The 26,057-nt window shown below is 36.0% G+C and carries 17 protein-coding genes; 8 read left to right on the forward strand and 9 right to left on the reverse strand.

What is annotated here, in order from left to right; translation table 11 throughout:
- The first annotated feature begins 35 nt into the window (after nt 1–35).
- Nucleotides 36–1,292: an MFS transporter gene (locus AB674_RS20150; RefSeq protein WP_047779089.1), complete on the forward strand. Its 1,257-nt coding sequence runs from the start codon at nt 36–38 to the stop codon at nt 1,290–1,292.
- A 527-nt stretch (nt 1,293–1,819) separates the two neighbouring features.
- On the opposite strand, the gene AB674_RS20155 is transcribed toward AB674_RS20150, so the two are convergent.
- The 6 genes from AB674_RS20155 to AB674_RS20180 all read right to left on the reverse strand — a co-directional run bounded on the left by AB674_RS20155 (nt 1,820) and on the right by AB674_RS20180 (nt 8,296).
- Nucleotides 1,820–2,851, reverse strand: a complete 1,032-nt coding sequence (locus tag AB674_RS20155; protein WP_047779090.1) for an asparaginase — start codon at nt 2,849–2,851, stop codon at nt 1,820–1,822.
- Nucleotides 2,841–3,977, reverse strand: coding sequence for a 1-acyl-sn-glycerol-3-phosphate acyltransferase (locus tag AB674_RS20160; protein WP_047779091.1), 1,137 nt, complete (start codon nt 3,975–3,977; stop codon nt 2,841–2,843). The genes AB674_RS20155 and AB674_RS20160 overlap by 11 nt, the downstream gene beginning before the upstream one ends.
- 63 nt (nt 3,978–4,040) lie before the next feature.
- Entirely contained in the window at nt 4,041–4,820 is a 780-nt protein-coding gene (locus AB674_RS20165; RefSeq protein ID WP_047779092.1) for a TatD family hydrolase, read from the reverse strand.
- Between the two features lie 282 nt (nt 4,821–5,102).
- Nucleotides 5,103–6,767 carry a S41 family peptidase gene (locus AB674_RS20170; RefSeq protein WP_047779093.1) on the reverse strand — a complete coding sequence of 555 codons (1,665 nt, stop codon included), beginning with the start codon at nt 6,765–6,767 and terminating at the stop codon, nt 5,103–5,105.
- A gap of 216 nt (nt 6,768–6,983) precedes the next feature.
- The gene (locus AB674_RS20175) at nt 6,984–7,709 is read right to left on the reverse strand and encodes a tetratricopeptide repeat protein (protein ID WP_047779094.1); all 726 of its coding nucleotides are present in this window, start codon (nt 7,707–7,709) and stop codon (nt 6,984–6,986) included.
- A 2-nt stretch (nt 7,710–7,711) separates the two neighbouring features.
- A complete protein-coding gene (locus AB674_RS20180) occupies nt 7,712–8,296 on the reverse strand; it encodes an RNA polymerase sigma factor (protein ID WP_047779095.1) in 585 nt (194 codons plus the stop codon).
- 130 nt (nt 8,297–8,426) lie between these two features.
- Between AB674_RS20180 and AB674_RS20185 the strand changes: the two genes are divergently transcribed.
- The 5 genes from AB674_RS20185 to AB674_RS20205 all read left to right on the forward strand — a co-directional run bounded on the left by AB674_RS20185 (nt 8,427) and on the right by AB674_RS20205 (nt 15,378).
- Nucleotides 8,427–8,726, forward strand: coding sequence for a hypothetical protein (locus AB674_RS20185; RefSeq protein ID WP_047779096.1), 300 nt, complete (start codon nt 8,427–8,429; stop codon nt 8,724–8,726).
- 134 nt (nt 8,727–8,860) lie between these two features.
- Nucleotides 8,861–9,847: a hypothetical protein gene (locus AB674_RS20190; RefSeq protein WP_047779097.1), complete on the forward strand. Its 987-nt coding sequence runs from the start codon at nt 8,861–8,863 to the stop codon at nt 9,845–9,847.
- A gap of 198 nt (nt 9,848–10,045) precedes the next feature.
- Nucleotides 10,046–11,998 carry a PKD domain-containing protein gene (locus tag AB674_RS20195; protein WP_047779098.1) on the forward strand — a complete coding sequence of 651 codons (1,953 nt, stop codon included), beginning with the start codon at nt 10,046–10,048 and terminating at the stop codon, nt 11,996–11,998.
- A gap of 342 nt (nt 11,999–12,340) precedes the next feature.
- On the forward strand, nt 12,341–14,989 hold the full coding sequence (locus tag AB674_RS20200) for a CHAT domain-containing protein (RefSeq protein WP_047779099.1): 2,649 nt from the start codon (nt 12,341–12,343) through the stop codon (nt 14,987–14,989).
- On the forward strand, nt 14,941–15,378 hold the full coding sequence (locus AB674_RS20205; RefSeq protein ID WP_047779100.1) for a retropepsin-like aspartic protease: 438 nt from the start codon (nt 14,941–14,943) through the stop codon (nt 15,376–15,378). The genes AB674_RS20200 and AB674_RS20205 overlap by 49 nt, the downstream gene beginning before the upstream one ends.
- A 52-nt stretch (nt 15,379–15,430) precedes the next feature.
- On the opposite strand, the gene AB674_RS20210 is transcribed toward AB674_RS20205, so the two are convergent.
- Nucleotides 15,431–16,399, reverse strand: coding sequence for a C1 family peptidase (locus AB674_RS20210; RefSeq protein WP_047779101.1), 969 nt, complete (start codon nt 16,397–16,399; stop codon nt 15,431–15,433).
- A 199-nt stretch (nt 16,400–16,598) separates the two neighbouring features.
- On the opposite strand from AB674_RS20210, the gene AB674_RS20215 reads away from it, so the two are divergent.
- Entirely contained in the window at nt 16,599–17,438 is an 840-nt protein-coding gene (locus AB674_RS20215) for a hypothetical protein (RefSeq protein ID WP_047779102.1), read from the forward strand.
- Between the two features lie 157 nt (nt 17,439–17,595).
- Nucleotides 17,596–20,268 (forward strand): T9SS type A sorting domain-containing protein, encoded by a 2,673-nt coding sequence (locus AB674_RS20220; RefSeq protein ID WP_047779103.1) that lies wholly within the window; start codon nt 17,596–17,598, stop codon nt 20,266–20,268.
- A gap of 280 nt (nt 20,269–20,548) precedes the next feature.
- Here AB674_RS20220 and AB674_RS20225 read toward each other — a convergent pair whose 3' ends face one another.
- Both AB674_RS20225 and AB674_RS20230 read right to left on the reverse strand, forming a co-directional pair.
- The gene (locus AB674_RS20225; RefSeq protein WP_082210685.1) at nt 20,549–21,850 is read right to left on the reverse strand and encodes a TCR/Tet family MFS transporter; all 1,302 of its coding nucleotides are present in this window, start codon (nt 21,848–21,850) and stop codon (nt 20,549–20,551) included.
- Between the two features lie 976 nt (nt 21,851–22,826).
- The gene (locus AB674_RS20230; protein ID WP_047779104.1) at nt 22,827–26,003 is read right to left on the reverse strand and encodes an efflux RND transporter permease subunit; all 3,177 of its coding nucleotides are present in this window, start codon (nt 26,001–26,003) and stop codon (nt 22,827–22,829) included.
- Nucleotides 26,004–26,057 lie beyond the last annotated feature (54 nt).

Genomic DNA, 26,057 nt, shown 5'->3' on the forward strand with positions numbered 1-26,057 from the left:
ATAATTCCGAACTTTGTAAAAAAACAAAAGGCATCATGTTTAAGGCGTTAAAATCAAAAAACTTCAAATTATTCTTTTACGGTCAGTCGGTATCGGTTATTGGTACCTGGATGCAAAAAACTGCTGTAAGCTGGATGGTTTATAGCATAACAGGATCTGTATTTTTACTTGGACTGGCGACTTTTTTAAGTATGATCCCATCCTTATTTTTAGCACCTCTGGTCGGAAGTATTATTGGCCGTTACGACAGACATCGTTGTATGATGGTATTACAATCTTTGGCAATGCTACAGGCAGGCGCATTGGCACTCCTTATTTATCTAAAAATATACAACATTAACTTTATACTAGCGCTGAGTCTTATACAGGGTATTATCAATGCTTTTGATATGACTTGTCGACAAACTATGATGATTGATATTGTAAACGACAAAGAAGATTTACCAAATGCAGTAGCGCTAAACTCAACTCTAAACAACTTTGCGAGAATTGCAGGACCCGCTCTTGCCGGAATTATTTTGCATCAATATGGTGAAGACATTTGTTTTATGGGAAACTTTCTAAGTTATATTCCGGTTCTAATTTCTTTGATGTTGATGAAAATCACACCCCATATCAAAGCAGAAAACAAACTCAAAATGTTGGATGATTTCATGGAAGGTCTGGATTATGTGAAAAAAGAAACTGAAATGGCCCGAATGTTACTTATGCTTATGTGCAGTAGTTTGTTTGTAATTTCTTTTAATACGCTTATGCCTGTTTTTGCTAAAGATATTTTTAATGGAAATGCCCAAACTTTTAGCTGGTTTGAAAGTGCCGCCGGTATTGGTTCTGTTTTAGCTGCTATCTACCTTGCCAACTTAAAAACATCCAAAAACATGAATAAAATAATGATTGCATCGAGTTTACTGCTCGGTTTCAGTGTCATTATTCTAGCGATTTCGGGCAGTCTAACTGTTGCTCTTATTTGTATGACCCTAAGTGGTATTGGAATGATGGGACAAACCTCATCGATAAATATTTATATTCAGACACAAAGTGCTGTAAACATGCGTTCGAGAAGTATTAGTTATTATATGATGGCTTATCAGGGAATGATTCCTGTGGGCAGTTTGATTATTGGATACATTTCTCATTCGCTAGGTGTGCGAGCGACAGTGGCTATACAGGGGGTAATCTGTCTTATCTCTGTGCTTGTTTATGTGTATTACAAAAATCACAAAACTGCAGAGGAATTGGAGACTTGCCCTGTTCAATACAGAAATACTGATAATTTAAAATCCAATAATTAAAATCCAAATTCCAAACTTGTGGACTTGCGAACTTTGAACCATATAAGTAATATAAGTTCATTTTAGACTTGGTTTGTTGGTAGCTGGTATTTTTTTAACATACTAGCAGCAACTTAAAAGTATACTAAGAGTTGTTCTCTTTACGCCCAAAAATATATTTTATAATTATATGGAAAAGCTTGTATTCCATAAACCATCCAAATCAAACTGGAAAGATTTATGCCTGGAAGCAAAAGTAAAACTCTAATAATTAAAATTCTAAACTTGTGAGCTTTGAACCATATAAGTGATATAAGTTCATTTTAGATTTGGCTTCTTGTAATCTGGTATTTTTTTATAGTTAAAAGTATATTGGGAGTTGCTTCCCTTTCGTGCAAAAACATATTGAATAATTATATGCGAAAGTATGTCTTGAACCTGGAAAGATTTACGTTTATCTGCTAAAAACAAAATTCCAAAATTAAGAAATCAATTTTCTCAATTTTGGAATTTTGAATTTGGAATTTTAAATATTGGAATTTAATTATTTATAACGAAGTTTCTCCACGCAAAGCGGTTTCGAATATTGTTTTGAAGTTTTCTGCTTTGATTTTATGTCCTAACAGATACATTAGTTTTGTAATTGCGGCTTCGGTTGTAATGTCTTTTCCTGAAATTACGCCTAACTCTTTCAGAGCCGTACTGGTTTCGTATTGCCCCATGTTCACACTTCCTCCCGAACATTGTGTAACATTTACAATATGCAAGCCGGATTGAATTGCTTTTTTTATCAAACTCAAAAACCAATCTTCGGTTGGAGCATTTCCGGAACCGTATGTTTCCAAAACAATTCCCTTTAAACCGGGAGTTGCCAGAATTGAACCTAAAACAGCTTCGCTCATTCCGGGAAACATTTTTACAATTGCTACATGATTGTCCAGATTCTTATGGACAATTAAGTCTGCAGCCGATTTTATAGGCAGAAATAAATGTTCGTTTAATTTCAAATGTACACCTGACTCTACCAATTCAGGATAATTAGGTGCGGTAAAGGCTTTAAAATGTTCTGCATTTACTTTTGAAGTTCGATTGCCACGGTATAATTTATATTCAAAATACAAACAAACCTCATGAATCACGGGTTTACCATTTTCCTGAAGTGAAGCAATCTGAATAGCAGTAATCAGATTTTCTTTAGCATCGGTGCGTAAATCTCCAATTGGTAATTGCGATCCGGTAAACACTACGGGTTTAGCTAAATTCTCAAGCATAAAACTCAATGCTGAAGCAGAATACGACATTGTATCTGAACCATGCAACACTACAAACCCATCAAAAGGAATATAGTTTTCCTCGATAATTGTGGCAATTTTGGTCCACATTTCGGGATTCATATTGGAAGAGTCAATCGGGTTTTCAAATGAAACCGTTTCGATTTCACAATCCAATTGTTTTAACTCCGGAATTTTTTGTAATAATTTACTAAAGTTGAAAGCTTTGAGCGCTCCTGTCTCAAAATCTTTGCTCATACCGATAGTTCCTCCGGTATAAATTAAAAGTATTTTAGCTTTAGATGACATCCTGATATTTTAATTTACTAACCACTGGATTGGCGTACATAGCCAAAAATCCTTGTCTTGTAACCGGATTATCGCTGCCAATTCTCATTTCTAAACGACGTTCAAAAAGGGATTTCTCGCTCTCTTTGTACTTGTGTGAGAATTTATCTGTCTCGTTCAAAATATCGTAAGCGATAAAATTGGTCGGCCATAATTGATAGTTTTTCAAAACAGAATCATCAATTACTTGTGCCAAAGCCTGAATTTGTTTGTTGGCATTATCATTCTCCGCTGCAATCTGGTCAATTTCTGTATCTAAAACGTCTCCAACAGAAATATGTATTCTTTTCTTCGTTCCCATGATACCACTTAAAATGGTCATGAAATCTTCGTTTTTCTCTTTAATATAAACTTCGTTGTTTGCTTCTGCCATTAATTGTGGCATTTTCAAAACATCTGTCGGATCGTACTCGTATGAAATTGAAACCGGAACTATTTTTATTTTTTTGAAATAATCCATTAGATTAGCCTCATCAGAACCCATTCCAATCATTTTAAGTACTCCCGGATTGGTCTCGTCATTTCCGTCTTTGGTACGTCCTTCTCTTTGCGCAATCCAAACTGAACGATTTTCGCGAAGCAGTAATTGTCCCATATACTCAGACAATAACTTAGAACTCTGTAACATTTCTCTTGGCGTTAACCCTCTCAGAACTAAAAAGTTTCTATTCAGTTTTGCCAATGTGCTTAAAAATGCTTTTTTAACTAAATTATCTCCAATAGCAGATGCCGTCATCACCAAACCGTGTTCGAATAAACAAACATTCAGCAAAGTGGTATCTAACAAAATATCACGGTGATTGGAGACAAACAAATAGGAAGTATTTTTTTCTAATTTCTCAAAGCCTGAAGTTGTAAGTCCTTCTGAACTTCTTTCCAGTACTTTCTGAATCGTATGATAAATAAAATTACATTGAAAATCACGAATCGAATGTGTTTTTCTCAATTGATCTTTCCAAACTTCGTCTTCTAACTCCGGAAAAGTAAAATTCATCATGGCTTTCATCATCGGATGATTAGCAACACCATGAAGTGCTTCATTTATTTCTGAATCATAAAAAGGTCGAATGGCATCAAATCTCTGCATTATAAATATCTATTTTAATGCGCAAAAGAACAAAAAAAAAATCAAAGTATTGTAAGTTGTGGGTTAAATACCAAAAACGTCTTTTGAATTTTGTGTTGTAATTGCCGCTATTTCTGCTTCAGAAACGTTATAAATATCTGCTAATTTTGCTACTACATTAATAACATAACTACTTTCATTTCTCTTTCCACGGTACGGAATTGGCGCCAAATAGGGCGAATCGGTTTCGAGAACAATATGTCTTAAATCGATTTGATTTAAAAACTGATCAATTTTTCCGTTTTTAAAAGTTACTACACCCCCGATTCCGAGCTTCATATTGTAGGATATTGCCTGTAAAGCCTGATCCTGTGTTCCGGTAAAACAGTGAAAAATTCCAAATAAATCGGCTGATTTCTCCTCTTCGAGAATTTCAAAGATCTCATCGAACGCTTCACGACAATGAATTACGATCGGTAATTTATATTGTTTCGCTAACTGAATTTGTCTTCTAAAGGCGAATTGCTGCTCTTTGAGATGTGTTTTATCCCAATACAAATCGATTCCAATTTCACCAACGGCGTAGAACTGTCTCTTTGTCAATTCGGTTTCTACGTGTTTCAATTCGTCCAGATAATTGTCTTTCACGTAAGTGGGATGTAACCCCATCATCAAAAATACATTTTCGGGATAATTTTGCTCCAAGTCGTACATCGATTGTGTTGCGGCTGCATCAATTGCAGGAATAAAAAAACGTGTTACTCCTGCGTTTATGGCGCGTTGTATCATTTCGTCACGATCCTGATCAAACTCTTCTGAATATAAATGGGTGTGCGTATCGGTAATAATTACTGTTGAATTCAAATGTATCAATTTAAAAAAGCCAAAATTACGACAATATTGTACACTTTCCCAATTTGATTGTACTCACAAGTATTACGTTAAAAATGGGACACGGATTAAACGGGTTCACTGACGTGAAGACGCGGATTAAAACTGATTCTTTTTTATCTTTGTGCTAACTGATCTCTTTATCGTGAACTTTATTCTGTGTGTAACTTTTAGAGTAACTTTTACATCCTCTGACTACTACAAAGATTATTGGTTATGCTTTCGGAAGGCTTATTAATATCGAAAAAGACACTGTTATTTACCTGATTCTACAAATAGTAATGCACGATCTAATACCTCATCTTTTCCTTCCTGGATTCCTTTTATGGTTGGTTTAACTTCTATATCCGGAACAATACCGATTCTTTGTGTTTCGCGTCTGTCCGGATAAAACACTCCAATTCCGGAAAATAATGTATGAAATCCTTCGAAATCAAATTCAGAAACGTTGCCATCTGCGCCCGCGGTTTGGCTTCCGATTATGGTCGTATTTCCGGCGGTTTGAAAACACATTGCTGTCCATTCTGATTGGCTTACCGATTTCTCGTTGAGCAGTACAATTACCTTTCCTTTATAATGATCCTTATTTTCAAAACCAATTGAGGTTCCTCCACTCCATACAAACTTTCCCGGATAACTTAAATCGGGACGGGTGTAGATTGCAAATTCTTTTTCCTGAGGGTTTATAAACCTTCCTATTTCCTGGTAAGTACCGTTCGGATAGTTTCTCATGTCAAAAACGATTGCCTTAGTCGTTTTTAAAGCCCCTATCATGTCCGGAATATTTCTGTCTTTTAGCACTCCCATATTGACATAACCGATGTTATTCTCTAAAAGCTTAAACTTTTCTTTCTTTTTTTGAGCTCCTTTTTTGAACTCGTTTCGGTGAGAATCATGATAATTAAACCAGGTCATTGTTTTTGTACCGTACTGGCCGTCTTTTAAAAACTCTACTTTGACTGTATCTGAATTACTTAACAAAATCATCTTGACCAGTTTATCCAGATACGAAGCTTCATTTGACGCGCAAATCATGTCTTTATTTTCTAAAATAAGTTCTTTTATTGTCTTATCATTTATTTTAGTAATTACATCACCGATTTTTATATCGTATGCCTGTGCCAGACTGTCGCCCAAAATTTCTGTAACCACCAGTTTCTCCTCAATTATCTTACCATCAGCAGGAAAATATCTCTTTATCTTAGTAGTTGATGCGGTAGTAGGATATATGAAAAACTCTACATGACTATCATCAAGTTTAGACACTAATTTTTTCATTGCGCCATAAAAAGCATCAGCACTTTCAGATTTAAGAACAAGGGGGATTGTTTTTTCTAAAGTTGTATCCCACTTCTGATCCATTTGGTATTTATCGGGGAAAAAATATTCAATTAAATTCCAATACATAAACAGCAGTCGAAGTTTTGAATTTTGATCCTTAAAGTCCGGATTTTTATAGCTTTCATTTTTCAAAGCAACATTTCCAACATGCTCCTTACCTTCTATATAAAAGAGCGTTCCTTGAAATCTGTTTTCTTCTATAAATTTTAATTTCTTCGAAAGTCTTTTCGAGAAGTTTTTATTTTTGCTAATCCACGATAAATCAAAGTTTTTATCAAAGTAGTCTGTATCTTTTGGTACTACAATTGGCGCAATTGCTTTTACCTCGCCTAAAGCATCAATCCAATTTTCCAACACTAATGAAAACTCTTCTTTTGTCTTTGCTTTATCTATTTTTGGCAAAATTTCCAACAACTGCTGATCCCAGTTAAAATCTCCGTTCGCTACCTTTGGATGATAGTATTTCAGAAATCCCCACACTTTGCAAGTGGCGGTAAGTTTTTCGGTTTCGGTAATTTTTGAATTTGCCAACACAATTTGTGAAGACACAAGAAGAAGTAACAGGATAACCTTTTTCATTCGGTTTAAAATTTGGTTGTTTTTTGGTTGGCCGAATGTAAATAATAAATTTTAAAAACGAGGAATTTTAGGACGAAATAAAGAGTCTCAGTTTTCAGTCTCAGTCTCAGTCCCGGCATGCCGAATAACTGAATACTGAGACTGAATACTGAGACTGAATACTGAGACTGAATACTGAGACTGAATACTGAGACTGAATACTGAGACTGAAAACTACTATCTCAAATCCCTCAGTAGAATCTGAACTTCAACATAATCTTCATAATCCTGAGGAATGGTGCGCAGGATCTCTTTACAACCGATATAATCTTTTTGTTTCAATTTAGACAAAGCGAGACTCCAGGTTGCTTTGTATTTGTATGCCGAGGTTCCGGATCTTAGCTCTTCGAAGGTGGTTTCTGCTTTTTTATACTGATTGTCTTCTAATAAAGAAATTCCATAAAAATATTGAACTTCGGGTGTTTTTGATTCCTTTAGAGCCGTTTCAAAATGCGGGATTGCAGCTTTGTAATTATGAGCATTAAAAGTTATTTCTGCTTGTTTTAAAGCTGTATTTACATCCCCTCTTTCCGTAAAATAAGCCTGTTCGTGCTCACTATACTCTTCGTAAATCGGTTTTTGAGTATAATTAAAAAAGAACAATCCTACCAAAAGTACTACAGAGGCCGCAACTGCATAATTCCAAGGTTTCAGGGCAATTACTTTTGATTTATTTTTATTGAAATGGTTGTCCGAAATCTTCATCAGATTTTCTTTAAACGCCTCTCTTTCTGCTGCAATTCCGAATTTATTTTCTAATTGCTGCTGCGCTATTTGGAAAGCCTCAAACTCCGCAGAAAATTCCTGATCTTCGGATAATTGTTTTTCAAAATTCGCTTTTTCATCAACAGTCAGTTCGCTTTGAAGGTATTGATCGAATAATATGTAGCGTTCTTCGTTCATGACTAGTTATTTTTTAGAGATTTAAAGTTTTTATTTTCCTGAATCCACTGTGTTAACTGGCCAATGCATAATGATTTCTTTTTACGGACATACCCATAAGTAACATTAAGCTTTTCGGCAACTTCTTCCATCGTTTTTAGGGTAAAACTCAACTTTAATACTTCCTGACATTTGTCTCCTAATTTTTGGAACATGGTATCAAAAAGTTGTTGTTTTTCATCAAATTCTTTGGTTTGCTCTACCAATTCATGAGCAGATTCACTTATAGATCCCGCATCTTCATTAATTGTTACCCCCTTATTGGCAGTTTTTTTTAATTCGTTTAGCCATTTTCTTTTACACAACAAGAAAAAGTAGGCATCAAACGGACAGGTTAGCTGTAGTGTATTGGCTTTGGCCTGATTAAAAAGCAGTATCATTATTTCCTGAACAATATCCTGTGCCTGATCCTGATTACCGGAATTGTTCCTAATATAGAAAACAACTTTCGGAACATACTTTTTATAAATCTCCTGAATTATAGTCGAATTATTAGCAGCAAGTCCTTCAATATATTTTTGGTCGGAATGAATTTTAGTTTTGGCCATAAAACAACTTTTAATTCGCTAATGTAAAAAGAATCTTAAAATAAATTTCAAAAACAGGGGTAACAATTACAAAATCAAATTGATATAACAGCACAAGAATCTTTTTAAACAATTCAAAAAATGAAGTGACATGGAAAGTTATCAACTTATAAACGAAAAAAATCTGGATCAGTTTCACAAAATGCTTACCGCTAAAAAACGAAATGGTTTTGTCATTATCGAGCATAACGAAAAATTACCTTATGCTGTTTTATCCAAAGAAAAAAAAGAAATCAATCATCCTTTCCATCTGTTTCTTACGGTCCTCACTATGGGTCTTTGGTCAATAGTGTGGCTGTACTTTGTTATTTCATTTTCAAAAAAGAAAGACATATTGGTTGCACTGGATGAAGACGGGAATGTTTTTGAAGAAAAATGCCTTTCGAAATAATTTATTAAAAAGAGGGGTAACAAATTCTCCATGCCATTGATCTACTAGTATAAATCGAAATAAAGTAAAAACAGAGGGTAACAATTTCCCTTTCATAAACATCTATTCACAAATAACTATTAAAACTAAACATCATGAAAACAAATTTTAAAACAATCGGACTTTTATTATTCGCTATAACGACATTAGTAAGTTGTGACAACAGCGACAACAACGATGGCGACAACAATGTGATTCTGCCTGCAACTCCTGCAGCCTTCAAAAGTATCAGAGAACAAGGAGTCAAAAAAAACACACAAAACTTCACCATCACAGCCGCAAGTGGTGTGGTAACCTTTACTTCTGCCAAAGGTGTGAAAGTAAGCATCAACGGAGATTGTTTAATGAAAAACGGAACTCCCGTGACCGGAACCGTTGACATTGAATACATCGAACTTTTTGACAAAGGAAACATGCTCGTGACCAACAAACCTACCATGGGACTTACAACAGACGGAAAGAAAAACTTATTGATTTCGGGAGGTGAATTTTTTATTAAGGCTACACAAGGGGGTGTTGCACTTCAAACCTCTTGTTCTATGAGTATGATCATTCCGGCAGCTTTAACGGATGGTGTAGACAATGCGATGACCTTATGGACAGGAAGAATTGACGAAGCAGGAGAATTGGTTTGGAAACAAGCTAAAGATGGTGAAGGTCAAAATGGTGGCGGTGTAAAAGGAGAAGCATCAAACTACTATGTTACTTTTGGAAACTTTGGATGGACAAACGTGGACCGTTTTTACAGTGATCCTCGACCAAAAACAAGCCTTCTTGTAGATGCACCTGAAGGGTATGACAACAACAACAGTGCTGTTTATTTGTCTTATGATGGTGAAGGAACAAACGCATTGGCCAAACTGGATACCTATACAACAGCCGGATTGTTTAGTGAACACTACGGACAAATTCCAATTGGATTGGCTTGTCATGTGATTTTTGTAACGGAAGATAATGGTCAATGGCGCTACGCAATAAAAGGGGTAACCGTAGCTGCCGGCGATATTTATAGCTTCACACTTGCCGAAACAACAGTCGGCACCGAAGCGCAACTGGTAGCAGCAATTAATGCTATTCAGTAACTTACTAAATACTTTTTGAGAAAAAGTGGTGATTAGCTCATCACTTTTTTTTACATTTAATCTGTCTTACAATTATTTATGATGTGCTACAGAAGCTAATCCTGTCCCCAACAGCTATCTGAACGGTGTCTTTCCGCCATCTGCAACGATGGACAGAAAAGGACGCTGCATACCTCAGAGATAAAAAACCTCCTCGATATGAAAAAGCTTTTATGTTATTTAATTTTTCTTTCCTCTGTAATGGCGTTGGCACAAACTAAGGTAAAAGACACCATAACCCGAAGAGCAACTATTATTTACAATCAGAACGGGAATCAGGTTACTTTCAAACCTGAGACGCCACCTTTAATTCCAATTGCAGGTGCTCCAAAACCAAGTTATTCCTATCTATGGGAACTAGGAGACGGACATTACAGCAAAGAGGCCGAGCCTAAACATGTCTATAAAAACAAGGGCAATTACACCACAAGACTAGCCGTAACCAACAATTACGACAACGGGAAACCTCCGGCAACACGTCCTAAAAAAGTTGCTGTAAATGACATTACAGATTCTAATTATAAGGACATTGCTTCTATTGCAGATCAGAACGGCTTTGCCCTCTTAAAAAACTGTGATCCTATTCCGGAACAGGAAATGGTAGTTGTAGTGAGTTATCAAAATCTGGAAAATTATGTTTCGAGTGGAAAGCTCTATTTGTTTTACAATGAAAAGCAATTCAAAAACAACAATTTCGAATTAGTAGATTTCAGGACTCATGCCAACGAACGTGAAGTAAAAGAAAACGTGGTGGCTTCGGTGAATGATCTTGAGGATACCAAATCGTATCTGGCTTCTGCCGAAAGCATTTCAAGAATCAAAAAATACAAAAATACCACAACCGAAGAAGATCTGGATGCCTCCTTGTCAGACGCCCATAAAACCTATCATAATGTTTCGGTATTAGAATTTGATGATGCCAATCCGGGCGAAACCCGCAATCTTTTTTATACGTTCAAAACGACTCCCGAAATGATTAAAGATACCAGCGCAACTGTTACGATGCGTGGCATCTTTGTTCCTAACCGAAGTTATAAAAACCATAAAATAAAAAACCTTGAGATGGAAATTGTTACTTCTCACGACCCAAACAAAATGGGGTCTAACGGAAGTTTTATGAACTATCGATTCGTGCGTTTTAAACGGGTAAATTTCAAAACCCGTTTCCAAAACAACGGAGAAGGTCCCGCCAGAATGATTCGCCTTGAAACTGATATTCCCGATATGTTTGACAAAAAGACTTTCAAAATCGAAAGCATGTATCCCGAATGTCCGATTTGTCCGAAAGATGAAGTTCCGACAGTAAGTTGCCTCGATACGATTATCAAACAAAAACAGATCTTTTTTACGTTCAAAAACATCTATCTACCGGGAAGTGAACAGAAAAATGTACACGAAAAAGACAGTACAAAAGGCTTTGTGAAATATTCAATGAAATTTAATAAAGACTTTCACAAAGTAAAAACGAGAACCCGTACTGCGATCATTTTCGACAAAAATGAACCTATCATTACCAACTACGCCACTACCCGATTTTTACCCGGAATCTCTATTGGCGCAAAAGCGGGTTACAATCTATATCCGAATTTAGACAACTCGACGAGTTACTTTGTTGGTGCCACTATTTCTCCTTTTAAGTCGTATCGCTTTTACTGGCAGGTGGAATGGCTCAATAGTATCAATCAATATGACAGTGCTGGAAGCGTGGTTGACGGTATTGTTATAAGTCCCAATGGCCTAAAACAGCGTCAACGAACTACTACAAGCACTGAAAATAAAAGTGTCAATTGGGAAGTCCCGATCCTGATTCGGTACAATATCAATAACTACATTGGTGTTGGTGCGGGTTTACAAGCCAATTTTAATATTTCTCAGGAACGAAATCAGACCATAAAAATTGAAACTTTTGAAGGGGATTCGGAAAAATTTGTAATAAACACCAAAACAGATTCGAATTCGGTTAAAAATTCTTTTGCTGATTTTAAAACCGGATTATTATTCGACTTAACAATCGGAGCGGCACGAATTGGTCCAAGTCTCGGGGCACGGTACGTAATCAACTTTGAACAGAATTTTAATTATTTTCAGTTTTATGGAATTTGGAAGTTTTAGCGGTTTTTTTTAAACCATATAAGTGATGTAAGTTCATATTATACTGGCTTGAATATAGTTGCGATTAATTTTTCCATCAACAAATCTTAAATAAATTCACATCATTTATATGGTTTAACTCCTCCATCAACAAACTTCAAATGAACTCACATCACTTATATGGTTTAACTCTTCCCACCAACAATATTTAAATGAACTTACATCACTTATATGGTTTAACTCCCCCACCAACAAACTTTAAATGAACTCATATCACTTATATGGTTTAACTCCTCCGCCAACAAACTTCAAATGAACTCACATCACTTATATGGTTTAACTCTTCCCATCAACAAACTTTAAATGAACTCACATCACTTATATGGTTTAATTTTCCTTTTCCTAAGTCTGACCGTTTCTGGGCAAAGTCAGGAAGATAAAATATACCATGTTGTAGATACTTTCGTGGGTAATCCAAGTCCGGAGGGGCTGCAGAAGCTTGATAAAGCAGAAGCTGATTTCTGGAAAAATTCAAGACCAAAATCTAAGGCAGAATTACTAGCCTTGGTGGTTTTAAACTGCAACAAAGCCTATTACGAAAATCAATTCGGGCAGTCGGAAAAGGCGATCAAAAGTTACGAAAAGGCCTGGCAAATCTATCAGAAGAACAAACTCAAAAACTACGATATAGTGGAGTTTTGTTTAAAACCTTTGGGCAATTTATACACGATTCTGGGCGACTATGACAATGCTGAAAACACTATTAAACAGTATTATTTTATTGCCAATATCGAAAAAAACGAGCCTCAGAAAATAGCAGCAATTCTCAATTTATCTAACGTTTATCAAAGTTCGGGTAAAATTTCTCTAGCCATTGAATTGTTGCAAAACACTTTGAAAACAGAGAAATTATCCAATTCTCAAAAAGGGATTTTACTGAATAATCTCGGGAATAATTATTTGTTAAGTTCCACAACTAATTTAATGCGTCCTGAAATTCATCAGCATGCTAAAAAGGCATTTGAATTGGCTGTTAACTATTTAAAAAATGAAAAAGAGCAATCCGAAACTTTATCGAATTGTTATCGGAATCTGGCAACACTAAATCGACAGCGAGGAGATTTTAAAATTGCGAATTCCTATTTAGAAAAAGCCGAAAAACTGTTTTTAGAAACCAAAAATCAACAACCCAGAAAACTTGCAAAACTATACTACGAAAAAGCTTTATTGCTTTTTGATGAACATAAATACAATGAAAGCACGAAACTGATTTCGGCTATTTTTAAAATTTTAGTTCCCAATTACAATTCAAAAAACAGTCTTCCGGATCAAAATCAAGTGTATGCGGAAACGGTTTTAATTGATGCGCTTGATCTACAGGCGGAAATTTTCCAATTCAAGCAACCAAAAGAAGCAATACGAGCTTTTGAAATTTCATTTTATATCGAAAATTTAGTCATGAATTCTTTGGTTTATGAAAACTCAAAAATCATTACACAACTACGATCCCGAAACCGGACTGAAAAATGTATTGCTATCTATAGCGATTTATATCAAAAAGAAGGCAAAATTGAATATATTGAAAACGCCTTTCAATTGTCTGAAAAAACCAAATCAGGCATTTTAAAAAGTTTTCGTTCCAACATTAAAAACGCTTCCGCAGCAGAAAAACATTATTTGTACGAGCTTCAAAACTTAAACAATTCCATTTTAAAAGAACAGCAGAAAGGAAACTTGGCAACGCTTTCAGAGCTAAACCGTCTTATAAAAAAGCAAAACGAAATCATGCTTTTACTCAAAAAAACGGAGTCTAAAAACGGAAACTATATTCCTGAAACCTGCAATTTAAAAGCCTTATTTTCAAAACTGGAAAAGGATAAAGCCATGATGATTTGCTATTTTATGGGATTTGAAAATCAATATTATTTTACTTTACAAAACAATCAGATTCGTTTAGATCGGCTTAATACGACGCCTGTATCAATTCCTAAAATTGTTCAGTTTATGGATTATTTCAATTCAGCCGATGCGATTACGAATGCTATTTCCGACTACAATACATACAGCAAACAGGTTTATGATATTTTAAAACTACCTAAAAAATCTGTTTATCCCAGCCTTATCATAGTGCCGGATGGGATTCTGAATTTTCTACCATTTGAAGCTTTAATTACAAAGGAATCCAAAACGACCAATTTTGCAAAAATGGATTTTTTCCTGAATGATTTTAATATTGGGTATACGAATTCGGCTTCCTTTTACCTCAACTCCATTCCCTATTCAAATGCTAAAAAAACGGTTTTGGGCATTTTTCCGATCTTCGAAAAAACCAATTTTGCTTTGACTTTTTCTAAAAACGAATTGCAATCGATAAAGAAAAATTTTGGAGGTCAGTATTTTGAAAACAGCAACGCCACCTTTTCTAATTTCAAAAATAATGCGGCGAATTATGCTATTTTGCATTTAAGTACACATGCTTCTTCGGGCGATTTAGAAACACCGGCAAGCATCAAATTTTATGATCAGGAAATCTTATATTCAGAATTATACAACCTCAACATCAATCCGGATCTGGTAGTTCTCAGTGCGTGTGAAACCGGGATAGGAAAACTATACAAAGCCGAAGGTGCTATGAGTATTGCAAGAGGATTTCAGTTTGCGGGTGCCAAAAATTTATTGTTTTCGTTATGGAAAGTAAACGATTTTACGACTTCTGTTTTTATGGATGATTTTTATACCAACCTCAAAAACAAACAATCTTATGTTGAAGCAAATGCCAATGCAAAAAGAGATTTTTTAAAAGATCCCAATATTCCAAATGCCAAAAAATCACCTTATTATTGGAGTGCTTTTGTCTATTACGGAACTATTTCACAACCCGAAAAATCTTCCAATTATATCGTCTATAGCATTAGTTTATTGGCTGCAATTGGTTTATTTTTGATTTTCAATCCTTATCGAAAATGGAAGATCTTCAGAAAGTCCTTAAAAAAGCAAAGTATCGAAAAATAAAGTTCAAAATTACCAAAACACAGCATTTGTCTATTAAGGCCAAAATCAATGGAGTTTCGGGAAGTTTTATTCTGGACACCGGAGCTTCTAATTCCTGTATTGGATTTGAAAGCATCGAGTACTTCGAATTATCGGCAAAAAAATCCAAAACTAAAGCTTCAGGAGCTGGAGGAACAGGTATGGAAACGCAACTTTCTTCTCACAATCGTTTGCAACTTGGGAGCTGGAAAGATACTGATTTCAGCTTGGTGATTTTTGATCTTTCACATGTAAACGAAGCTTTACGTGCCTACAAAACAAAACCTGTTCATGGCATTATTGGCGCCGATGTTTTACTTAAAGGGAAAGCCATTATTGATTATTACAATCATTATGTATACCTGCAATAAAAAAGAGGCTAGTTTTACAACTGCCTCTTTTTCTTACCAATTAATCCTAATACTAAGAGTTTGCCGATGGATTAGGGACAATACATCCCGCCCAATTGAAGGCTCCGTTGGTGATATTAGCATAAGTCACATAGAAGAAACCACTACGGCCCCATCCTGCTCCCCAAGAGTTTTGTACTTTAAAAAGTCCCGTAGCATCATCATATCCTACTATACATACGCAGTGTCCACCTTGTCTGCTTCCGTATAGACTAGACCAAACGTGGTTGTTGTTACGAATGTCATAAAAACTTTGATTTACATCAAAACATACTGCAACAGCGTAATTTTGGTTTAAGTAATATTTGATATCTGCAACACTTTTTGGGTTCACACTAAACCATCCACCAGTTTTTCTACCTGCAGCCCAAGTTTTTTGTTGTGATGATGGTTGTGTATTACAACCTCCGGCAATGTAAGGCATTTGGGCTTCTGAACATTCTCCTTGATTTTTGATTAGGTTCATTGCATCATTTGGATAAGAACCTGCTCCACAATTCCCTAATTTTATCTGATTGTATACGTATGCGGCACTTCTTGAAGCTCCACTCCAATTACTTTGGTGTATAGTATTGTTAAGATATCTGGCAATACTGTGAGCAGCATATCCTACTCCCCAACCTACGCAAGATCCTTCGCTTCCCTGATCTCCAACCGGAGGTGTTGGCAAGTTTTTTACTGCTGCCACTTTAGCCGTTAAAGACATTTTCTGAGCACTAGTCGTTAAGTCAGGTCTAAATTGGGCAATTTTGGAACGGTATTCTTCCGGAGAGGTAAACTGAATACTCTTTAAATAAGTGTCCGGCATTTGAGCCAATCCGTATCTTCCTTTATCTAAAAGATTAACATGTCCGTCCATTAATTTTTCCTGAGTATCGATTTCTTGCTGATCATTTCCTTTTTCACAAGAATAAAAAGCAAGCAATGCTAAAAATAAGAGTGCAATTTTTCTAATTGAAAATTTAATTTGAGGTTTTTTCATAATTCTTTGTTTTTAATTGTTAATTATTAAGTCGGTTAAATTATTTAACAAATTTATCAGTAGTTTTGGCATAACATTAACAATAAGAATACCACAACTGTAACTTATCTTAAACATAACTATGTAACCGTGTATTCATTAATAAGAATTGTATTTAATTACCGTGAAAAAGAACGTCAATTATTAAAAAAATTCGCCCATGGAAATCATAATAGAAAAATTAATAAAAGGCATACAGTCGCATCCAGTTATACAGAACAGCACTTTGTCCGGGGTTAAAGAGTGGAAAAGAGCACATTATATTATACTGTCGGAAATTATTTCTGATGGTTTAGAAAAATCAGAGTTCATGCAAGGCTCTAAAAAAAATGAGCTGGGTTGTTCTATTTCGAGTATGACCTTGCAAAGGATTTTCAAAAATGACTCTTCAAAAACTAAAAGCTCTGATTTGCGTTTCTTAAAGAGTTTAGACAAACTGGCTATTTTTATTGGTTATCCTTCTTTAAACAGTTTTCTAAACGATGAAGCAATAGATGCCAACAAATTATTGGAGTTTGAAAATAAAACAGAATCGGCTTCTTTTTTTGAAAAATTGATTATCGATTATTGTCACGAAGAATTCAACTCTTTAAAAAAATTACCTCAAATCTGTCACGAAGGCTTATCTGATTTTGTGTTTCCGGAAGGCCCCTTCTCCAAACGAATTAAAGATCTTTTCGAAAATTATTCCCAATTAAACTACCACCTCAACTGTATAAACAACCGATCTAATTTTGAAATTTTTGATTTTAAAGTATCCAGCATAACCGACACCATCGCCATTATCACGGCAAAGGAGTTCTGGAATCTGGAATGGAAGGATGAAAACGACGCCATTTCAATTGTTTTAAATAAAGTAAACCGACAAACGTATTTTATAAAAAAGAGAGATGGGATTTGGAAAATCTGGGACAATTACAATCCTGATTACAATGAATTATCAACAAGGATAAACTCAGCGATAGAGATTCAACATCTTAAGAAAACGCTTATTCCATAAAAGAGCTATGCGGTTCAGTCCGAAATTGGTTTCTTAAAAATTCTTTATTTTAAAAAAAATGGCTGTAGCATATTCTAACCCATATATATGATTAGAATAACGCTAGATCTATTTTTATACTATATTTGTTAAAGTTCTATTTAACAAACCGATACGTATGAAAAAAAAACTACTCTATTTTATTCTTTTATTAGTTACCAATCTGTTTTATGCTCAAGTCAACCCTATTGAGCACTGTTACGACGATACTTATTTCGATTTAACCGTCAACAATTCTCTTTTACTGGGCAATTTAAATCCAGCCGAAACTACCCTAACTTATCATGTTAGTCTGCAGGAGGCGAATATGAATGTAAATCCAATTTTGCAAGTAACCCAATTTAAAAGTACGGAGCCGTCTAGAACTATTTATGCGCGAATTGATAATAAGGGAACGGTCACGACAAATTATTTCAATCTGATCCTAAATCCAAGATTGAATACCGTTGGAGTAACCGCGCAATCCCGTTGTTACGGAGCAAATGACGGTTTTATCCTTATGCAATCTACAGGAGGAAAAGCTCCTTATGTTTACCGTTCTGTAAATAACGGTGCTAATAATGGGCCTTACCAGACCAGTCCTTATTTCTACAATCTTGTATCGGGAGTTTACACTATAGAAGCCCGCGATCAAATTGGATGTATTTCCACAACCTTTTTAGTCATTACCGAACCCAATCCATTAACAGCCGATGTGTTGGTTGATGCTAATAACATACGTATTACTGCAGCAGGAGGAACCGGATCTTATGAATATGCCGTCTCAAGTATTGACAATGTATTGGTGGTGCCTTACCAGGCTAGCAATCTCTTTTCTGATCTGGCTACAGGGACGTATACCATATATGTTAAAGATACTAACGGCTGCATCGTTTCTAAAACAAATGTAAATGTAGCCCCAAGAAACACACTTTCTGCCGTTGCTTCGGTAACTGCAATAACTTGTAATAATCCTACAGCAACAATAGCCGTAGAGGCAACAGGAGGTTCAGGTACGTATCGATATTCGATAAATAATGGCCCTTCTACGACTTCAAATTTATTTACAGATTTGACAGCCGGAACTTACACTATAATCGTGACAGACAGTCAAGGTGCTACAACCTCTCTAACCAAGGTAATAAGTGCCGTAAATCCTCCCGAAGCTACTTTGGTTGTTGGAAATGTAAGCTGTTTTGGAGTTCAAAATGGCTATATAAAGGTAGAGAAAGTAAAGCCCTCCGATTATTCTTATAGCTTAAATGGAGGTCCATATAGAGATGGCAATTCCGACAACAATTCTTATTTTAACAATTTAGGTCCCGGTAATTACACTATAAATGTCAGAGACAATGCTACCGGATGTATAAAAGCGCTAACGGCAGAAATTACGCAACCCAATCAATTAACGGCCGATGCAATGGTTGATGCTAATAACATACGTATTACTGCAGCAGGAGGAACCCCAACTTATGAATATGCACTCTCAGGTATTAATAATTTATGGATCCCTTATCAGTCTGGTGATCTATTCCCTAATCTGGCTGAAGGGACGTATACCGCATATGCTAAAGACGCAAACGGCTGTATCGTTTCTAAAACAGGTCTAAATGTAGTCCCAAGAAATACACTTTCTGCCGTTGCTACCACAACCCTTGTAACTTGTAACAATCCTACAGCAACAATTACGGTAACGGCAACAGGAGGTACAGGTTCGTATCAATATCTGCTAAACAACGAACCTCTTACTGCCTCAAATGTATTTTCAGGTTTAGTTCCAGGTGCTTATTATATAACTGTTCGCGATGCACAAGAGGCTACAGTAACTTTAATTATAGAAGTAAAAAAAGTAGTTACTCCTAAAGCTACTTTAGAGATTGTAACTAATGTAACTTGCTTTGGAGAACAAAATGGTGCTATAAAGGTACAAACAGCAGGAGATGGCGGTTATTCGTATAGCGTAAATGGGGGTGTCAATATTATTGGAACTGGCAATAACCCAATTCTTTTGAAAAATTTAGCTGCCGGCACTTACAACATAACGGTTAAGGATAATATTACCGGATGTATCTCATCGGTAGCTGCAATAATTACGCAACCCTCTTTATTAACTGCTGTTGTAGAGGCAAATCCACAAATTTTAACTATTACTACTAGTGGAGGTTCGGGACAATATGTTTTTTCATTAGACGGGAGTGCATTTCAATCCAGTCCTTATTTTACAAATATATCTTATGGGTATCATTCTGTACGTATAAAGGATAGCAACGGATGTTATTTTATTAAAGACATAGCCGTAAATCCACCGGCACCACTTATAAATGGAAAAAATGCCATTGTTTTCGAATTTAAAGCCGGACAAACTTTGGCTGATATTGTCGTTGAGGGTCAAAATATTACCTGGTACAGCAACAAAAGTTCCTCAACCGGTAAAAAGACTGAAACCAGTTTACCCCTAACAACCGTTTTAGTCAATGGTATAATCTATTATGCTTCACAAACTATAAACGGGGTTGAAAGCACAGAGCGTCTTGCAGTAACAGCAAAATCTGATGGAGCACTTTCTACTCCTGATTTTGAGTTAGCGTATTTCAAATTTTCGCCTAATCCGGTCAAACACATTCTAATCCTTGACAATAAGGAGACAATCGATGAAATTGAAATTTTCTCTACTTCAGGTAAATCTGTTCTATTCAAAAAAATAAATACAACTCACTCTGAAATTGATTTGTCAAGTCTTTCAACAGGTATTTATATTTTAAAAGTAAAAGCTAACGGCAAAGCAAAAATCATAAAATTCGTAAAGGAATAGTGGATCAAGGCCAAAAGTAGTGAAACAGTAAATTTTGCCACGAATTTCACCAATTGGCACGAATTATTTTTTTGCCACTGATTAAAAGGATTTACACAGATTATCTAATCCTTTAATCTGTGGCTATTTTTAAAATTTCCTTCCAAGAACAATATTCTTAAATACCTTAAAAATAAAGCTGACAGGTTTTTGAAACCTGTCAGCTTTACTTCATAATCTTCCGACAACAATAAAAAAAGAGCCTTCATTTTGAATAATGAAGGCTCTTTTTATTTCTAGTTTATTCTTTTATTGAAATCGTTTCAGTGGCGGGTATACTTTCTGTCGCCGGACTAGTTTCTGTCGTCGGTCTAGTTTCTACTTTTGAAACAGCATGTTTTTTTAATGAAAAATAAGCTACGATCGTACTCAGTAACATTAAAGCACCACCCAGAATAAAGGGAGCTCCCGCGAATTTAAAAGGAGCATCGTCATGTGTAAAAAAGTAAAAAGTGTTCGCCATCATTGGAGGTCCAATAATCGATGAAGCGCTCATCAAACTCGTTAACGTTCCTTGTATCTCTCCTTGTTCACTTGGTAATACTTTACTGGACACCACAGATTGTAATGCTGGTCCGGCAATTCCACCAAGGCAATACGGAATTAAAAACACAAACATCATCCAGCTTTCAGATGCAAATGCAAACAACAACATGCCGACAGTATATAAAGCCAAACCGATATAGATACTTTTTTCGTTTCCTATTTTTGGATTGATCCATCGTACTAATCCTCCTTGTACCACTCCTACGAGTAAACCAATTATTCCCAATGAAATTCCGATCATGCGCTCATCCCAATTAAATCGATAGATCGTAAAGAAACTCCAGTTACTTTGTACGGCATGGGAACCTACATACAACAAAAATATCGCGGAGATAAGTCCAATTAAGGTTGGATGTTTTCTTAAACCTAAAATAGCACCAACCGGATTTGCTCGTTTCCAGTCGAAAGCTCTGCGGTTTTCTTTCTTTAAAGATTCCGGCAAGATAAAAAAGCCATATAAAAAATTCACCATACACAAAACGGCAGCTGCATAAAAAGGAACTCTGGAACCATATTGCCCTAATAATCCCCCGATAACCGGACCAATAATAAATCCTAAACCAAAAGCAGCTCCGATCAGTCCGAAGTTTTTAGCTCTGTTTTCGGGAGTACTCACATCGGCAATATAAGCCGAAGCCGTTGTAATACTCGCTCCGGTAATTCCGGCAATGATACGTCCCACGAATAACCATATGATTGTAGGCGAAAAAGCCAGCAAAAGATAATCTAATGAAAACCCGAAAAGAGAGATTAAGAGAATCGGTCTACGTCCGTATTTATCACTCAAATTACCAATTACGGGAGCAAACACAAACTGTGTTATGGCATAGGCAAAAGTCAACCAGCCTCCCACTTTTGCGGCCTCACTAATATCACCATGTATCAATTCTTCAATCAATTTCGGAATTACCGGTATAATAATCCCCCATCCGGTAATATCAATTAACATGGTTATGAAAATAAAACCAATAGCCGCAGATTTATTTTTTTGTAACATAGCTGTTTTTTAGTAAGGTGATACAAATAAACAAAAAAAGGAAGGGCTTTTTTTGTAAAATTCCAACTTATTTGATGGTTATGAAAAATTCCAAATTCCAATTGAAGAAGTCCTGGATCATTTTGTTCTGAAACTCCTAACTTGGAATTTGAGATTTAAATATTGGGATTTAACCCTTAGTGTACTGGTTTTCATAAAAGTCTCTCCTCTTAGCCTCAGAATGTCTCTCGCAAAGTCGCAAAGCCGCAAAGTTTTTTTCTCCCCAAGTGTCAGGCTGAGCGAAGTCGAAGACCCCTTTTTTATCAAATTCCAACTTATTTAATTCAATACCCCCCTTTTTTCTCAAATTCCAACTTATTTAATTCAATAAAAAATCCCAAATTCCAATTAAGGAACTTGGGATCTTTCTATTACGAAACTCCTAATTTAAAATTTGGAATTTGGAATTTAAAATATTGGAATTTACCCCTTAGTGTGTGGGTTTCCCATAAAAGCCTCTCCTCTTAGCCTGAGAATGTCTCTCGCAAAGTCGCAAAGCCGCAAAGTTTTTTTTTCTCCAAGTGTCAGGCTGAGCGAAGTCGAAGACCCCTTTTTTCTCAAATTCCAACTTATTTAATTCAATAAAAAATCCCAAATTCCAATTAAGGAACTTGGGATCTTTCTATTACGAAACTCCTAATTTAAAATTTGGAATTTAAAATATTGGAATTTAACCCTTAGTGTATGGTTTTCCATAAAAGCCTCTCCTCTTAGCCTCAAAATGTCTCTCGCAAAGTCGCAAAGCCGCAAAGTTTTTTTCTCCCCAAGTGTCAGGCTGAGCGAAGTCGAAGCCCCTTTTTTCTCAAATTCCAACTTATTTAATTCAATAAAAAATCCCAAATTCCAATTAAGGAACTTGGGATCTTTCTATTACGAAACTCCTAATTTAAAATTTGGAATTTGGAATTTGGAATTTAAAATATTGGAATTTAAATTCTTAGTGCGTGTGTTTCGGGTTAAAACCATCTTCACTTACTTCTGTTGGCACATAATCTGCTACCATTTCAGCTTCGTAATCGATTTTTTCACCTTTAGAGAATTTATGAATGATTTTCTCCATGATGTTATAGATTACAGGAACTACAATCAAGGTTAAGAATAACGAAGAAATCAATCCTCCGATAATTACCCAAGCCAATCCGTTTTTCCACTCTGCTCCTGCTCCTGACGCTAATGCAATTGGGAACATACCGAATACCATCGCAATTGTCGTCATCAAAATCGGACGTAAACGAGCGTGGTTTGCCTGGATTAATGCGGTTCTGATCGATTCTCCGGCAGCTCTTCGCTGATTCGTATAATCGACAAGCATGATCGCATTCTTACACACCAGACCAATCAACATGATGATACCTAAAATCGTAAAGATGTTTAATGAATTGTTGGTCAAAGCCAACGCTAACATCGCACCAATAAACGAAAGCGGGATCGCAAACAATACCACAAACGGGTGAACAAAACTATCATAAAGTGCCACCATTACTAGGTAAACTAATATAATAGCTGCTAGTAAAGCGATTCCTAAAGTACCAAAACCTTCACTTTGGTTTTCCTGATCACCTCCCCAGATGTAGTTTACACCGGTTGGTTTTTTAAGTTTATCCAGTTTGGCTTGCCATTGCGTAACAATTGTTCCGGAAGGAACCCCAACGTTTTGTCCTTTTACCGTTACAGAAGCAGATTTATCTCTACGCTCTAACTGGCTAGGTCCTGAACCTTCTGTAATAGAAGCAAACTGAGATAATTTAATTTGCTGTCCGGCTGAATTAATAAAAATCAAGTTACTAACATCTTTGATACTTTTTCTGTCAAAAGCATTGTATCTGATGTTGATATCGTATTCGTATTCTCCGGCTCTGTATTTACCATCTGTGTTTCCACTAAAAGCCGTTTGCATCGTTAGACCAACTGTTTGAAGTGTTAGTCCTAAGGCAGCCATTTTATCACGATCAACCTTAACGTTGATTTCAGGATTTCCGTCCTCAACCGTTAATTTAATCTCTGTTGTTCCAGGAATAGTACGTAACTCAGCTTCCGCTAATTTAGCAAAGGCCATCGCACTTTCAGTTGACGGACCTGTTACGATCAATCCTAAAGTAGCATCCTCAGCAGTACCTAAGATACCAACCGGAACTGTTTTTACTTTTGCTCCAACTAATACTTTCTCCAGTTTACGCTTCATTTTAGCAGCATAAACGTTGGCATCGTCTGTTCGATCTTTTTGTTCGATCATCTTAACGTCAATCTCTGCTTTGTATGCTGTAGCTTGCGATGCTCCAAAACCTTCACTGGTTTGTCCTACCGTTGTAATCTGACTGTGTACGTATTCTTGTCCTTTTAAGTATGCTTCCGCTTTTTGAGTCATGAAGTTGGTTTGCTCTAACGAAGCGTCTTTCGGCATTTCGATTTGAACTAAGAACTCCCCACTATCAGAAGAAGCAAAGAACTCTCCACCGATGAATCCACCTCCCATTAATCCAACTGTTGAAGCAAAGAACAATACAATTACTACAGCAAAAGTTTTAATATAGTGATCCAAACACCAGGTCAATAATTCAGAAACCCAGTTGGTAAAACGTGTTAAATAGCTTTCGAAACCAAGAATAATTCTTCCAAATAAATTCTTTCCTTCAATATGTTCTAATTTACCATAACGAGATGATAACCAAGGGATAATTGTAAATGACGCTAAAAGTGACAGTAAAGTTGAAATAATTACGGTAACACAAAATTGTGTAATAATATTAGATACTAAACCAGAACTCATCGCAATCGGCAAGAATACCACCACAATTACCAATGTAATCGAAGTTACTGTTCCACCAATTTCAGCAGTTCCATCGTACGAAGCACGAATTCTGCTTTTACCCATCTCCATATGCCTGTAAATATTCTCGAGGACCACAATCGCATCATCGACCAGAATACCAACAACAAGAGACAATCCTAATAAACTCATTAAGTTTAACGTATATCCCATTAAATAAATACCAATAAAAGTGGCAATCAAAGAGGCCGGGATAGACACCATTACAATCAACGAGTTTCTAATACTGTGCAAGAAGAACAACATTACAAACGCAACCAAAACAACCGCAATTAATAAATCGTGTACAACAGAATCTGCTGCTTCTAATGTAAAAATAGTACTGTCTTTTGCTACTTCAAGTTTTAACTGATTGCTTTTGTAATCGTTTTCAAGAGTTGCAATCGTTTTCAATAATTGCTCACTTACCGCTACGGCATTGGCATCTGACTGTTTTACAATTTGCAAAACAATCGCACTTTTTTGATCTACACGAGATATTTTCTCTGCAATTTTTTGAGTATCCTGTACATCTGCAATATCACTTAAACGAATTTGAATTCCGTTTTGAGAAGACACTACCAAGTTTCTTAATTCTTCAACACTTTTATATTTACCCGCTAAACGAATTAATATTTTCTGATCACGAGTCTGAATATTTCCTGTAGGGAAATCCAAATTCGAAGTCAAAATATTCTGTTGTACTTGTGGAATCGAAAGTCCGTAACCCTGCATTTTTAATGCATCCAAGTTCACCTGAATCTCACGCTCAGAACCACCAATAATACTTACCTGCGCTACCCCTTGTACACGAGATAAAATAGGCGCAATTTTTTTATCAATTAAGTCGTAAAACTCTGCCTCATCCATTTTACCATTTGCTCCAAGCGTCATGATTGGTAAATCACTCAGCGAGAATTTGGTCAGCGCCGGTGTTTTAACATCTTCCGGTAAATCACTTATGATGGCATTAATTTTTCGCTGTGCATCATTCATCGAAAAATCGACTTTTGCATTAGAGGTCAGCGTAATCGACACGATGGACAAACTCTCATAAGATTTCGAGTCAATCTTCTTGACATTTTCTAAGGATGCGATCGCATCTTCTATTTTCTTGGTTACGGTATTCTCTACCTCACTCGGAGAAGCTCCGGGATAAATAGTAGAAATCGTAATCACATTTTGTTCAAATTTCGGGATCAGTTCATAACCCAACTGGCTATAGCTGAACAATCCACCAAGTGTTAGAATCGTAAACAATACAATTACTAACGACGGACGTTTTATCGATATTTCGGCTAATTTCATTTGTTTTGCTTTATGCTGTAGGCTTTAGGCAATAAGCTTAATGCTTACGGCCTA

Origin of the sequence: Flavobacterium sp. ABG (genome assembly GCF_001027725.1) — a bacterium.
Taxonomy (GTDB): Bacteria; Bacteroidota; Bacteroidia; order Flavobacteriales; family Flavobacteriaceae; genus Flavobacterium; species Flavobacterium cupriresistens.